Below are 13412 nucleotides of genomic sequence, written 5' to 3' on the forward strand. Positions count from 1 at the left end.
CTGGGGCTGGCCCCCGTCCTTGGCCGCCCACAGTCTAGGGGCACTGCCTGTGGACGAGGACGTCCCCGATGCCCGGCGACGGGACCCGCCCTGAGGTACGGTCCCGCCGCCCGTCGCGCTCACTGCGGGTCGGGCCCGGTGGTGCCGGGCCGCACGATCTGCGTCATCTCGGCGTCGGGGTTGGCGGCCGGGGTGGGTGCCGGACGCCGGGCGGTGTCGCTGATGCGGATCAGAATGCCGATGAGTGCCCAGTTGGCGATGACGGACGAACCGCCGTACGCGAGGAAGGGCATCGTCATACCGGTGAGCGGGATGAGGCCCATCACACCGCCGGCGACGACGAACACCTGGAGGGCGAACGCGCCGGAGAGGCCGATGGCGAGCAGCTTGCCGAACGGGTCGCGGGCGGCCAGCGCGGTGCGCACACCGCGCTCGGCGACCAGACCGTAGATCAGCAGGATCGCCATGATGCCGGCCAGACCCAGCTCCTCGCCGTAGGTGGCGAGGATGAAGTCGGAGTTGGCGGCGAAGCCGATCAGCTCGGAGTGGCCCTGGCCCCAGCCGGTGCCCAGGGTGCCGCCGGAGCCGAACGCCCACAGCGCCTGCATGGCCTGCTCGGAGTGGATGATGCCGTCCTGGATGCCGGACCGGCTGGCCTTGAACTCGCCCATCGGGTCGAGCCACGCCTGGACACGGGTCTGGACGTGCGGCTCGAAGCTGGCGACACCCACCGCGCCGGCCGCCGACATCAGCAGACCGAAGACGATCCAGCTGGTCCGCTCGGTGGCCACGTACAGCATGATCACGAACATGCCGAAGAACAGCAGCGAGGTGCCGAGGTCGGTCTCGAAGACCAGGATCAGGATCGAGATGAACCAGACGACCAGGATCGGGCCGAGGTCGCGGCCGCGCGGCAGGTAGAGACCCATGAAGCGGCGGCTGGCCAGCGCGAGCGCGTCCCGCTTGACCATCAGGTATCCGGCGAAGAAGACCGCGAGCACGATCTTGGCGAACTCACCGGGCTGGATGGTGAAGCTGCCGATCTGGATCCAGATCTTGGCGCCGTAGACGTCCGCGCCGAGGCCGGGGACCAGAGGGAGCAGCAGCAGGAACAGCGCGACCACCATGGAGATGTAGGTGTAGCGCTGGAGCGTGCGGTGGTCCTTGAGGAAGATCAGCACGACCACGAAGAGCGCGATGCCCAGGGCCGTGTAGATCAACTGGTTGGTCGCCTTGTCGCCGGCCGCGTGCATGGCCTGGAGCCGCTTGGACTGGTCCAGGCGCCAGATCGCCACCAGGCCCAGCCCGTTGAGCAGGGTGGCCAGCGGCAGCAGCAGCGGGTCGGCGTACGGCGCGAACTTGCGGACCGCGAGGTGGGCGACGCCCGCCAGCAGGCCGAGGCCCAGGCCGTAGCCGAGCAGGCCCGCGGGGACCTGGTCGTTGAGGGCCAGGCCGACGTTGGCGTAGGCGAACACCGGGATGGCCACGGCGAAGATCAGCAGGGCCAGCTCGGTGTTGCGGCGGCTCGGCGCACCGATCGAGCCGATCGTGGACGTGTGGTGCGTCGGCGTGTTGGTAGTACTGCTCATCGTGTGACGGGGCCTCTCACGGCTTGCCTACTGCTTGCCGCACTGATCGGCGACCTTCTGCTCATCCTCGGAGAGGCTGGGGCCGGGCCGGGGAGTGGCGGACGCGGTCGGGGACTTCGAGGGCGACGCCTGCGACTTCGACCCGGAGGCCGAGGGGTCCGGCGAGGGGCTGGCCTTGGTGAAGGCGGTCTTGGTGGCACCGGTGGTGCCGCCGGTCGCGCCCTGGCCCGTCTTGGAGTTCTGCTGCTCGCGCTCGGCGGCGGTGCGCTCGGCCTGCTTGCGGCAGGCGGACGCCTGCACCGAGAGGGCCTGCACCTTGGAGCGGGCCTGGGACAGACCGCCCGCCACCACGATCGTGTTCTTGACCTGCTTCTGCTGGTACGACGGCAGGTACTTGAGTTCGATCTCGGGGTGGTCCTGCTCGACCTTGGACAGCGAGACCCAGGCGAGGTCCTGGCTGATGCCCCGGTAGACCGCGACGTGCTCGCCGTTCGCCCCGACGTAGTACTGGGTCTGGGTCCAGCGCCAGCCGCCGTAGACGGCGCCGCCGATGACCGCGAGGGCCAGCGCGCTCCAGAGGGAACGCTTCAGCCAGCGCCGGCCCTTGCGGGGCTTGGTGAAGTCCTCCTCGGAGTACTCGCCGAAGCTTCCCTCGGGGGCGTATTCCTCGGTGTCACCGGAGGGCCCGCCGTGCCGGCCGCCGCCGGACTGCCTGCGGCCCTGGCGGCCGAGGTGCGAGGCGCGGCCGGCCGGGGTCTGCATGATGCCGTTGTCGTGGTTCAGGTGGTGCTGGTTCTCGGCGACGGCGCCGACCACGACCGGGGTGTCGGAGAGCTGCCCGGCGAGGGTGTCGCCGGTCTCCAGGTCGAGCACGTCGGCGACGATCACCGTGATGTTGTCGGGGCCGCCGCCGCGCAGCGCGAGCTGGATCAGCTCCTGCACGGTCTCCTGCGGGCCCTGGTAGCTGGCGAGCGCCTCCTCCATCGTCTGGTGGGAGACGACGCCGGAGAGCCCGTCCGAGCAGATCAGGTAGCGGTCGCCGGCGCGGACCTCGCGGATGGAGAGGTCGGGCTCGACGTGGTCGCCGCTGCCCAGGGCGCGCATCAGCAGGGCGCGCTGCGGGTGGGCGTCCGCCTCCTCCTCGGTGATCCGGCCCTCGTCGACCAGGCGCTGCACCCAGGTGTGGTCCTGGGTGATCTGGCTGAGCATGCCGTCGCGCAGCAGGTAGGCGCGCGAGTCGCCGACGTGCACGAGGCCGAGCCGCTGGCCGGTCCACAGCAGCGCGGTGAGGGTGGTCCCCATGCCTTCGAGCTGGGGGTCCTCCTCGACCATGGAGCGCAGTTGTTCGTTGGCGCGGCGCACGGCGGTGCCGAGCGAGGTGAGGATGTCGGAGCCGGGCACGTCGTCGTCGAGCGTGACCAGGGTGGAGATGACCTCCGAGGAGGCGACCTCACCGGCGGCCTGGCCGCCCATGCCGTCGGCGATGGCGAGCAGGCGTGGACCGGCGTAACCGGAGTCCTCGTTGCCCTCCCGGATCATGCCCTTGTGCGATCCGGCGGCGAAGCGCAGTGACAGGCTCATGCGCACCTCGCCAGTCGGCTCCGGGTACAGCCGGTCGTGTCGAGCCACACTGCCCACCCTCCGGTCGGGAGCGCGCCGGGGACCGGATTGCGATCCGCCGCCGCGTGCTCGCTCCGCTCGCGCTCATTCATTGGTGTAGCACTACTTCCGCAGCTCGATGACGGTCTTGCCGATGCGGATCGCCCCGCCCAGCGGGACCGGTGTCGGGGTCGTCAGCCGGGACCGGTCCAGGTAGGTGCCGTTGGTGGAGCCGAGGTCCTCCACGATCCACTGGCCGTCGCGGTCGGGGTAGATCCTGGCATGCCTGCTAGAGGCGTAGTCGTCGTCCAGCACGATCGTGGAGTCGTGCGCGCGGCCCAGGGTGATGGTCTGGCCCTGGAGCGCCACGGTGGTCCCCGCGAGGGTGCCCTCGGTGACGACGAGCTTGCTGGGCGCGTTGCGCCGCTGGCGGCCACCGCCGCTCTGCTGGGCCCGCTGTCCGCGCTGGCCGCGCTGCTGCGGGGGCGCGGACTGCTGCCGGGCGGCGGCCTGCGGTCGCTGGGCCTCCCGGCGCGCTCCGCGCTGTGTGACACGCGTACCGAACAGATCGCTGCGGATGACCTGCACGGCCACGATCACGAACAGCCACAGTACGGCCAGGAAACCCAGCCGCATGACCGTGAGGGTCAGCTCTGACATTGCCCCCGCTTCACCCTTCGGCTTGCCTATAGATAACGGTGGTGCTGCCCACGACGATCCGCGAGCCGTCGCGGAGCGTAGCGCGGGTGGTGTGCTGCCCGTCCACCACGATGCCGTTGGTGGACCCGAGGTCCTGGATCGTCGAGGGCGTCCCGGTGCGGATCTCGCAGTGCCTGCGGGAGACGCCGGGGTCGTCGATCCGTACGTCCGCCTCGGTGCTGCGGCCCATCACGAGTGTCGGACGGGAGATCTGGTGGCGGGTGCCGTTGACCTCGATCCAGTACCGGGTCGCGGCGCCGCCCATCGGGGCGGCGGCGGGGCGCTGGGTGGCGGGCTGGGGGTAGCCGTAGCCGCCGGGCCGGGCGCCGGGGGGCGGCGCGGACGGCATCGGGGGGGCTCCGGCGGGCGGGTAGCCGTATCCGCCCTGGGGGGCATGGGGTGCCGCGGGGCCCGGACCGCCGGAGTGCGGGGCCTGGGGCTCCTGGCTGCTGGAGGAGGCGAGGGTGCGGCTGCGCACCCGGTACAGACCGGTGTCCAGGTCGGGGGCCTTCTCCAGGGTGACCTTGATCGGCCCCATGAAGGTGTAGCGCTGCTGCTTGGCGTAGTCGCGCACCATTCCGGCCAGCTCGTCACCGAGCTGTCCGGAATAGGGGCTGAGCCGCTCGTGGTCGGGCGTGCTCAGCTCCACGATGAAGTCGTTGGGCACGACGGTCCGGTCGCGGTTCCAGATCGTCGCGTTGTTGTCGCACTCCCGCTGGAGCGCGCCGGCGATCTCCACCGGCTGGACCTCGGACTTGAACACCTTGGCGAAGGTGCCGTTGACCAGACCTTCGAGACGCTGCTCGAATTTCTTCAGGACTCCCATGGGGCACCTCCTCCGTCGCTGCCGTTCTGCCGTGCCGTGCTCGGCGCGGCAGCCTCGCCGGTACTGCTCACTGATCGTATCTACGCGCCCGGCAATCAGCCGGTTCCCCCAGCGGACCCCCTTCGAACTCCTTCGGAGGAGGATCGTAGAGGTGGTCCCGGTCCAGTGTCCCGCACCCGGCGTCCGGTCCGGTCCCCCTGTGGATGAGATGGCCGGGACCGGTACGAGGTTGATACCTGAACAGCTTTGTCCACAGGGGCGGGGGTTGCGGGAGGTCCCGGCGGGGCGCCCGTGCGGTGCGGTTCTCGGGCGCGGCGGGGCAGATGGCCTGGTGGGGGGCCTGGGGAAGGGATGTGATTCCACCCCGTGGGCCGTGCTAATGTTCTGCATGTCGGAAGGGGCCAGCCCGCAAGGGCGGAACCGGAAGACACACCCAATGCGCGGGTGGCGGAATAGGCAGACGCGCTGGATTCAGGTTCCAGTGCCCGAAAGGGCGTGGGGGTTCAACTCCCCCCTCGCGCACAACACCCAAGTGGGCGGCATCGTTTAGATGCCGCCCACTTCGGCGTTTCCAGGGTCGCTCGGGGCTTGGGCCTGGAGGCGGCCCTCTGTGAGGAAGGTCTCAGGAGGTGGGGGCTTCGTCGGCGTCCCTTTCAACGGAGTTGGCGAAGAGTGCCCGGAGGTCGGGGGCATGTGCGCCGGACCGCCTCGGGGTTATGGGGTCGGCGGGGGGTCGAGTTCCCGGAGAGCCTCTTCCAGCCAGGCGCGTTCCGCCCGCTGGGCCGCTCTGGCCATGACCAGCATCCCCTTGCGGTACGGGTCGGACTCGTCGGCGATGCGTACCGGGCCCCGGCGCGTGGGAGGAACCCGGCTGGCCGTCCGCCCCCGGTACTCCGCCGCCGCCCGCCGGGCGCTGCTGGGGCTCGGTGTCCCCCTCTCATGCGAGCTGCTCTCCGGACTCATCGAACCCTCCGGTGGACACGCTGCTTGTGGGCGGCGGCGAGGGCGACGTGCAACGGCTGACGGTCCGCTTCCTCGCCGTCTCCTTCCCTGGCATGGCGGTCTGATCTATGGAGTCGGCGGCCGGCGGTGGCGCCGGCAGTGAGTCTCCTTCTTCTGCGGAGGGTGCTTGGGCAGGCATGTGGCGATCAGAAGGCGGCGACCGGTCCGAGCGTGGCCACCGTGCTGCGGCGTGTGCTGCGCGCGGAAGACGCCGTGGATGTCCACAAGTGGTGAGTTGTCCACAGGGTCTGACGCGTTTCGGCCACCGCATGTACCTTCGGCACGAGTTGATGTTCGAGACGCTCGTGCGGGGGCGTTCGGGGTGCGGGGGAGGCGGTCGTGGTGGCCGGAGTCGGGGCGGAGCCGGCCGAGGTGAGGCCGGTGGGCAGGGTGCCGAGGCTGCGTGGGTTCGCCGAGTGGCCGCCGGCCGGGTCCGCCAAGCATCAGGGCAAGGCGCTGCGGGCCGAGGTGCCCCGTGCCGCCCACCGGGACCTCGTGGTGGACGACGCGCGTCCGGACGCGGTGGCCGCGGTCGAGGAGTCCAACGCCGGGCGCCTTCCCGAGCTGACCCCGATAAGGGTGGGCCGCATGGCCGCCTCCCCCTTCGCCTTCCTGCGCGGCTCGGCCGGCCTCATGGCGTACGACCTGGCCCGCACCCCGGTGACCGGCATAGGCACCCAGCTCTGCGGCGACGCCCACGCGGCCAACTTCGGCCTTTACGGGGACGCGCGCGGCGGCCTGGTCATCGACCTCAACGACTTCGACGAGACGGTGCACGGCCCCTGGGAATGGGACCTGAAACGGCTCGCCGCGTCGCTGGTGCTGGCCGGGCGCGAGGCGGGGGCCGACGAGGACACCTGTCACGCGGCCGCGCGGGACGCCGTGGGCGCGTACCGGCGCACCATGCGGCTGCTGGCCAGGCTGCCCGCGCTGGACGCCTGGAACGCCATCGCGGACGAGGAACTCGTCTCCCACACCGACGCCCATGACCTGCTCGGCACCCTGGAGCGGGTCTCGGTGAAGGCACGGGCCAACACCAGCGGCCGTTTCGCCGCCCGGTCGACCGAGGAGTGCGAGGACGGCGGGCGCCGCTTCGTGGACGCGCCCCCGGTGCTGCGCCGTGTCCCGGACGCCGAGGCCGCCGCTGTCGCCGCCTCGCTGGAGCCGTATCTGTCGACGCTGGGCGCGGACCGGCTGCCGCTGCTCGCGCGGTACGCGGTGCAGGACGTCGCCTTCCGCGTCGTCGGCACCGGCAGTGTGGGCACCCGGTCCTATGTCGTGCTGCTCCTCGACCACCGCGGTGAGCCGCTCGTCCTCCAGGTGAAGGAGGCCCGGCCCTCCGCGCTCGCCCCGCATCTGGCCACCGCGGGCTTCCCGGTGCCGCCCGCCGAGCACGAGGGTCGGCGCGTGGTGCTGGGGCAGAAGCGGATGCAGGTGGTCAGTGACATATTGCTGGGCTGGACCACCGTCGACGAACGGGGCTACCAGGTACGGCAGTTCCGCAACCGCAAGGGCAGCGTCGACCCCGTGGCCCTCGCGCCGAACCAGGTGGACGACTACGGCCGGATGACCGGCGCCCTGCTGGCCCGCGCCCACTCCCACAACGCCGACCCCCGCCTCATCGCCGGGTACTGCGGCAAGAACGACGAACTGGACGACGCCGTGGCCGACTTCGCCACCGCCTACGCCGACCTCACCGAGGCCGACCACGCGCGACTGGTGGAGGCGGTGCGCTCCGGGCGGATCGCGGCCGAGACAGGGTTGTGAGCGGGGATGCGGGGACGAGAGGGGCGGCCGCCGTGGTGGGGAAGAGGGTGCCCGGAGTGCTGAGATGAAGTACGTCGAACTGCGCGGCGGTGGGAGCGAGGAGCCCCTGCTCGCCGACCCACGCCCCTATCTTGCCCGGCTGCCCGGCATCGCCGCGGGACTGCCGCCCGGCGCCCGTGCCTTCGCCACCGACCCGGCGCACTACGACCCGGAGGCGAAGCGGTGCGTCCGCGACCTGCTGCCCACGCGGGTGAACCGCACGGCCGACGGTGACGTCGAGATCCGCTTCCGGCACAACTGCTTCCGGCACGAGGAGGACCTGCTGGTCCGCTACACCGGTGTGTCCGACTTCCAGTCGGATGTGCTGGACGTGTGCGATCCGGCCTCGCTGGGCGATGTGATCCTGGACGAGATCCTGCCGCTGCCGGGTGGCTGTACTCATGAGGTGGCCTGCCGTCCCGGCCGGCTGGTGGTGGCCTGCCGGGATCTGGTGGCCGAGTGGGTTCCGGCTGCCTGCCCGGAGACGGGTTCTTAGGCGGGGACGGCGAGTTGGGGCGGTCGTTCCGTTCCGTCGCGGTAGGGCCTTGTGGGCGTGGCCTAGGCTGGTCGGGTGACGACCCCGGAAGCTGAGCAGACCGAGCAGTCCCAGTCGCCGCGGCCCGAGGAACGGCTGGAAAAGGCCGTCCGGGTCGCCGAGCAGGCGCTGATCGACTTCGAGATCGCCGTGGAGACCTTCCGCGTCGAGGTCGAGAACTTCGCCCGGCTGCACGAACAGCGGCTCGGCCCGCTCTACGCCCGCATCGAGGAGCTGGACGCCTCGATCGCCGAGGCGCGGGCCGCCCGTACCCAGGACCCCGAGGACATCCGGCGCGCCGCCGAGGCCCGCGCCAACCTGTCGCCCATCCCCGGTGTCGAGGAACTGCTGCACGGCTGGATGGACGGCCAGGGGCTGTTCCCCGAGGCCACCGCCATGCTCACCGATCAGCCGGTGCGGCCGCCGCAGCGGGTGCGGCCCAGCGAGGAGGTCCGCAAGCTCTACCGCGATCTCGCCCGCAAGGCCCACCCCGACCTCGCCCAGGAGAGCGCCGAGCGCACCCGCCGCGAGGAGTTCATCACCCGCGTCAACGCGGCCTACGCCCGCGGTGACGAGGCCCTGCTGCGGGAACTCGCCGCGGAGTGGGCCGCCGGCCCGGTGCCGCCCGAGCGGCAGCCCAGTCCCAGCGACGAGCTGTACGCCCGCCTGGAGTGGCTGGCCCAGCGCAAGGAACTCCTCACCCTGGTCGCGCGGGAACTGGAGAACGGCGCCATCGCCGGCATGCTCCGTCTCGCCCCGGACGACCCCGACAGCCTCCTCACCGAGATCGCCGAGCGGCTGCACGGCGACATCGCCCGCCGCGAGTCCGACCTCGCGGCGCTGCTGACGCAGGAGTGAGGTCCCCGCGCCGTATGCGGCGCTTCGGGTAGCGTCGGGGGCATGAGTTTCGGAGCTGGTGTGCCCACGGTCGAGGTCACGGACCTCAAGGACGGCGATTTCCTGCTGGACGTCCGCGAGGACGACGAGTGGCAGGCCGGTCATGCCGAGGGGGCGCTGCACATCCCGATCAGCGAGTTCGTCGCCCGCTACGGCGAGCTGACCGAGGCCGCCCCCCAGGACGGCCGCGTCAACGTCATCTGCCGCTCCGGCGGCCGCTCCGCCCAGGTCACCATGTACCTCGTCCAGCAGGGCATCGACGCGGTGAACGTCGACGGCGGCATGAAGCACTGGGAGGCCGCGGGGCGCCCGGTGGTCACGGATGCGGGGCAGGCCGGGGTTGTGATCTAGCAGGTGCTGCCAGCAGCTGGGGTCCGGCGATGACAGTCGTGCCGGAGGCGTACGAGGACGGCCTGCGTCGTCTGCTCAACGAGTGGGACCCGCTCGACGTCGCCGAGGACGTGCAGGACGAGTACGACTGCATGCTCGGCCATCTGTTCCTGCTGCTCCGGACCGGTGCGGACCAGGCGCGGATCGCCGGGTACCTGCGCGACGATCTGACGCACCACTTCCGGCTCGATCCGCGCTTCCTGGGCACGGAGTCGATGGCCGCCCGCCTGCGCGCCTGGTGGGACGGCGCCGCCTCGCATCACGACGCCTGACCCCCGGCCCGTTCACCGGTCGAAGTCCACCTCCACCCTCTCTGTCATGGGGTGGGACTGGCAGGCGAGGACGTAGCCGGCTTCGGTTTCCTCGGGTTCGAGGGCGAAGTTGCGGTCCATGCGGACTTCGCCGGTGACCAGGAAGGCGCGGCAGGTGCCGCAGACGCCGCCCTTGCAGGCGTAGGGGGCGTCGGGGCGGTTGCGCAGGACGGTGTCCAGGAGGGATTCGCCCTGCTGGGCCGGCCAACTGCCGCCGCGGCCGTCGAGGCGCGCGGTGACCGTGCTGTGGGCGGCCGCCGGGGCGGTGGTGGCCGGGGCGGTGCCGCCGTCCACGTGGAAGATCTCCTGGTGGATGCCCGAGCGATCCACGCCGAGGCCGCGCAGGGCCCGTTCTGCGTCCTCCACCAGGCCGTGGGGGCCGCAGAGGAACCAGCCCTTCACCTGGTCCACCGGCAGCAGCGCGGGCAGCAGGCCGGTGAGCCGGTCCCGGTCGAGGCGGCCGGAGGGCAGGCCCGCCTGCTGTTCCTCACGGGAGAGCACCGTGACCAACTGGAACCGCTCGGGGTAACGGTCCTTCAGGTCGGCCACGTCCTCCAGGAACATGGTCGAGGCGGCCGTACGGTCGGCCCGGATCAGGCAGAACCGTGCGCCCGGTTCACGGGCCAGCAGCGTGGCGGCGATCGACAGCACCGGGGTGATGCCGCTGCCGCCGACGACGGCCGCGAAGAGACCCGGCGCCGGGTCCAGGGTGAAGCGCCCGGCCGGGGTCATCACCTCCAGCTCGTCCCCGGCAGCGATCTCCTTGAACGCGTACGTCGAGAACGCGCCCCCGTCGACCAGCCGCACCCCCACCCGCAGCGTGCTCGGGCCGGGCCCGGCCGGGTCGGGGGCCGGGGAGCAGATGGAGTAGGTGCGGCGGATGTCCCCACCGTCCACGCGGCGGCGCAGGGTGAGGTGCTGGCCGGGCTTGTGCCGGTACTCCTCGCGCAGCTCGGGCGGCACGGCGAAGGTGACGGCGACCGAGTCGTCGGTCAGCCGGTCGATCTCGGCCACCCGGAGCCGGTGGAAGCGTGCCATCACAGCTCCTTGAAGTGGTCGAAGGGTTCACGGCAGGCGAGGCACCGGCGCAGCGCCTTGCAGGCCGTGGAGGAGAAGCGGCTCAGCAGCTCGGTGTCGGCGGAGTCGCAGTGGGGGCAGCGGATGGCCTCCGGCGCCGTCCCGGTCTCCGCTTCTCCGGCGTGCCCGGTGCGGGTCGGGCCGAGGGTGAGGGTGACCGGTCCCGCGGAGTGCTGGGTGCGCGGTGGGGCTATGCCGGACTGCTGGAGCTTGCGACGGCCCTCGGGGGTGATGTCGTCCGTGGACCAGGCGGGGCTGAGGACCGTGCGGACGGTGACCTCTCGCATGCCGTGGGTGCGCAGGACCTGCTCTATGTCCGCGCGCATCGTCTCCACCGCCGGGCAGCCCGTGTAGGTCGGGGTGAGGTCGACCTCGACCGCGCCGGTGCCCGTGAGGTGGACCGCGCGCACGACGCCCAGCTCGTGCAGGGTGAGCACGGGGAGTTCGGGGTCGGGCACGGAGCCGGCCAGCTCCAGCAGCTCGGTCTCCAGCGCGGTGGCGGTCACCATGACGCCCCCGGATGACTGCGGTGCAGGTGCTGCATCTCGGCGAGCATCCGCCCGAAGGACTCGGTGTGCAGGCCCTGCCGGCCCGCACCCGCCGCCCACGCTCCCGTGCGGGGACCCTCGGGCACGGTCAGGGTGGCGCGCCCGAGCACGTCCGTGACGGAGGCGAGCCAACTCGTCTCCAGGGCGGCCCAGTCGATGTCCACGCCGGGGATCGGCTGGAACATCTCGCCGGTGAAGCGCCACAGCGCGTCGCAGGCCCGGCTCATCCGGTCGTGGCTGAGGCCGGTGCCGTCGCCGAGGCGCAGGGTCCACTGCTCAGCGTGGTCGCGGTGATAGGCGACCTCCTTGACCGCCTTGCCGGCGAGCGGCTGGAACGGGCCTTCCTGGGCGGCCAGTTCGGCGTACAGAAGGTGCTGGTAGGTGGAGAAGTAGAGCTGCCGGGCGATGGTGTGCGCGAAGTCGCCGTTCGGCTGCTCCACCAACTGGAGGTTGCGGAACGCACGTTCCTCGCGGAGGTACGCCAGCTCGTCCTCGTCGCCGGTCATGGAGAGCAGCACGCGGGCCTGGCCGAGCAGGTCGAGCGCGATGTTGGCGAGGGCGACCTCCTCCTCCAGCACGGGGGCGTGCCCGGCCCACTCACCGAGGCGGTGGGAGAGCACCAGGGCGTCGTCGCCGAGGGCCAGGGCTGCGGTGGCGGGGACGGTGGCGGTCACAGGTGCTTCACCCCTTCCGGGATCTCGTAGAAGGTCGGGTGCCGGTAGGGCTTGTCGGCGGACGGCTCGAAGAACGGGTCCTTCTCGTCGGGCGAGGAGGCGGTGACGGCGGTGGCCGGGACGACCCATATGGAGACGCCCTCGCCGCGCCGGGTGTAGAGGTCACGGGCGTTGCGCAGGGCCAGCTCGGCGTCGGGGGCGTGCAGGCTGCCGGCGTGGGTGTGGGAGAGGCCGCGGCGGGAGCGGACGAAGACCTCCCACAGGGGCCAGTCGGTGTGGGTCATGCGCGCGTCGCTCCTGTCCGGCCGGTGCTCCCGGCATGTTTGGCCGCGTGGGCGGCGGCCGCTTCCCTGACCCAGGCGCCCTCGTCGTGTGCGCGGCGGCGCTGGGTGATGCGCTGTTCGTTGCAGGGGCCGTTGCCCTTGAGTACTTCCTTGAACTCGGTCCAGTCGATGGCGCCGAAGTCGTGGTGCCCGCGCTCCTCGTTCCACTTGAGGTCCGGGTCGGGGAGGGTGAGGCCGAGGGACTCGGCCTGGGGGACGGCGATGTCGACGAAGCGCTGGCGCAGCTCGTCGTTGGAATGGCGCTTGATCTTCCACTCCATGGACTGGGCCGAGTGCTGGGAGGAGTCGTCGGGCGGGCCGAACATCATCAGCGAGGGCCACCACCAGCGGTCGACCGCGTCCTGTGCCATGGCGTGCTGCTCGGGGGTGCCCTTGCTCAGGGCGAGCAGCAGCTCGTACCCCTGGCGCTGGTGGAAGGACTCCTCCTTGCAGATGCGGACCATCGCGCGGGCGTACGGGCCGTAGGAGCAGCGGCACAGCGGGACCTGGTTGGTGATGGCGGCGCCGTCCACCAGCCAGCCGATGGCGCCCACGTCGGCCCAGGTCAGGGTGGGGTAGTTGAAGATCGAGGAGTATTTCTGGCGGCCGCTGTGCAGCTTGTCGAGCAGCTCCTCGCGGCTGGTGCCGAGGGTTTCGGCGGCGCTGTAGAGATAGAGGCCGTGGCCCGCCTCGTCCTGGACCTTGGCCATCAGGATCGCCTTGCGGCGCAGGCTGGGGGCGCGGGTGATCCAGTTCGCCTCGGGCTGCATGCCGATGATCTCGGAGTGCGCGTGCTGGGCGATCTGGCGGACGAGGGTGGCGCGGTAGGCGTCCGGCATCCAGTCGCGTGGCTCGATGCGCTCCTCGGCGGCCACCGCCGTGTCGAAGGCGTGCTGGTGTGCCGCGGTGTCCGCGGTGGCGCCGGGTGCGCCGTCCGCGGGTGTGCGGTCCGTGCGAGGCGCGGCTGCTGTGGCCATGCGGTCCCCCTGACCTAGGACTCTGCCGGAAACACGCCCCGACCGATCGTTCGGTTCGTGCGTGTCAATGGTGTGCCGGGGCGTCGTCGGGTGTCAACCGCTGTGGACAACGCCGTGGGGCGCCTGTGGAAAACCGCCGTGGCCGGTCTGCGTCCCCGG

The 13412-nt window shown here is 71.6% G+C and carries 14 protein-coding genes and 1 tRNA gene; 6 read left to right on the top strand and 9 right to left on the bottom strand.

Annotated features, from left to right (window positions below; translation table 11 throughout):
- Positions 1 to 119 precede the first annotated feature (119 nt).
- The 4 genes from E5082_RS12925 to E5082_RS12940 all read right to left on the bottom strand — a co-directional run bounded on the left by E5082_RS12925 (position 120) and on the right by E5082_RS12940 (position 4713).
- The gene (locus E5082_RS12925) at positions 120 to 1589 is read right to left on the bottom strand and encodes an FtsW/RodA/SpoVE family cell cycle protein (protein ID WP_135787231.1); all 1470 of its coding nucleotides are present in this window, start codon (positions 1587 to 1589) and stop codon (positions 120 to 122) included.
- A 27-nt stretch (positions 1590 to 1616) separates the two neighbouring features.
- Entirely contained in the window at positions 1617 to 3170 is a 1554-nt protein-coding gene (locus E5082_RS12930; protein ID WP_190045268.1) for a Stp1/IreP family PP2C-type Ser/Thr phosphatase, read from the bottom strand.
- A gap of 141 nt (positions 3171 to 3311) precedes the next feature.
- A complete protein-coding gene (locus tag E5082_RS12935; RefSeq protein WP_086693586.1) occupies positions 3312 to 3848 on the bottom strand; it encodes an FHA domain-containing protein FhaB/FipA in 537 nt (178 codons plus the stop codon).
- Between the two features lie 10 nt (positions 3849 to 3858).
- Positions 3859 to 4713: an FhaA domain-containing protein gene (locus E5082_RS12940; protein WP_135791392.1), complete on the bottom strand. Its 855-nt coding sequence runs from the start codon at positions 4711 to 4713 to the stop codon at positions 3859 to 3861.
- Positions 4714 to 5151: 438 nt separating this feature from the next.
- Between E5082_RS12940 and E5082_RS12945 the strand changes: the two genes are divergently transcribed.
- The 6 genes from E5082_RS12945 (at position 5152) to E5082_RS12975 (ending at position 9615) form a co-directional block, all read left to right on the top strand.
- Positions 5152 to 5235, top strand: a tRNA-Leu gene (locus E5082_RS12945).
- A gap of 819 nt (positions 5236 to 6054) precedes the next feature.
- The gene (locus E5082_RS12955; RefSeq protein ID WP_135791393.1) at positions 6055 to 7482 is read left to right on the top strand and encodes a DUF2252 domain-containing protein; all 1428 of its coding nucleotides are present in this window, start codon (positions 6055 to 6057) and stop codon (positions 7480 to 7482) included.
- A gap of 64 nt (positions 7483 to 7546) precedes the next feature.
- Entirely contained in the window at positions 7547 to 8017 is a 471-nt protein-coding gene (locus E5082_RS12960; protein WP_135791394.1) for a hypothetical protein, read from the top strand.
- 75 nt (positions 8018 to 8092) lie between these two features.
- Complete coding sequence (locus tag E5082_RS12965; protein ID WP_135791395.1) at positions 8093 to 8914, top strand: J domain-containing protein; 822 nt, start codon at positions 8093 to 8095, stop codon at positions 8912 to 8914.
- Between the two features lie 60 nt (positions 8915 to 8974).
- Complete coding sequence (locus E5082_RS12970; protein ID WP_135787515.1) at positions 8975 to 9304, top strand: rhodanese-like domain-containing protein; 330 nt, start codon at positions 8975 to 8977, stop codon at positions 9302 to 9304.
- 29 nt (positions 9305 to 9333) lie between these two features.
- On the top strand, positions 9334 to 9615 hold the full coding sequence (locus E5082_RS12975; RefSeq protein WP_135791396.1) for a hypothetical protein: 282 nt from the start codon (positions 9334 to 9336) through the stop codon (positions 9613 to 9615).
- A gap of 12 nt (positions 9616 to 9627) precedes the next feature.
- Here the strand turns inward: E5082_RS12975 and paaE are convergent, their stop codons facing one another.
- Genes paaE through paaA form a run of 5 tightly spaced genes read right to left on the bottom strand, consistent with a single transcriptional unit; the run spans position 9628 to position 13253 of the window.
- On the bottom strand, positions 9628 to 10692 hold the full coding sequence (gene paaE / locus E5082_RS12980) for a 1,2-phenylacetyl-CoA epoxidase subunit PaaE (protein ID WP_135791397.1): 1065 nt from the start codon (positions 10690 to 10692) through the stop codon (positions 9628 to 9630).
- Positions 10692 to 11240 carry a 1,2-phenylacetyl-CoA epoxidase subunit PaaD gene (gene paaD / locus E5082_RS12985; protein ID WP_135791398.1) on the bottom strand — a complete coding sequence of 183 codons (549 nt, stop codon included), beginning with the start codon at positions 11238 to 11240 and terminating at the stop codon, positions 10692 to 10694. The genes paaE and paaD overlap by 1 nt, the downstream gene beginning before the upstream one ends.
- Entirely contained in the window at positions 11234 to 11953 is a 720-nt protein-coding gene (gene paaC / locus E5082_RS12990; protein WP_135791399.1) for a 1,2-phenylacetyl-CoA epoxidase subunit PaaC, read from the bottom strand. The genes paaD and paaC overlap by 7 nt, the downstream gene beginning before the upstream one ends.
- Complete coding sequence (gene paaB, locus E5082_RS12995; RefSeq protein WP_030805879.1) at positions 11950 to 12237, bottom strand: 1,2-phenylacetyl-CoA epoxidase subunit PaaB; 288 nt, start codon at positions 12235 to 12237, stop codon at positions 11950 to 11952. The genes paaC and paaB overlap by 4 nt, the downstream gene beginning before the upstream one ends.
- On the bottom strand, positions 12234 to 13253 hold the full coding sequence (paaA, locus tag E5082_RS13000; protein WP_135791400.1) for a 1,2-phenylacetyl-CoA epoxidase subunit PaaA: 1020 nt from the start codon (positions 13251 to 13253) through the stop codon (positions 12234 to 12236). The genes paaB and paaA overlap by 4 nt, the downstream gene beginning before the upstream one ends.
- Positions 13254 to 13412: the final 159 nt, after the last annotated feature.

Origin of the sequence: Streptomyces griseoluteus (assembly GCF_004784465.1) — a bacterium.
GTDB lineage: Bacteria > Actinomycetota > Actinomycetes > Streptomycetales > Streptomycetaceae > Streptomyces > Streptomyces griseoluteus.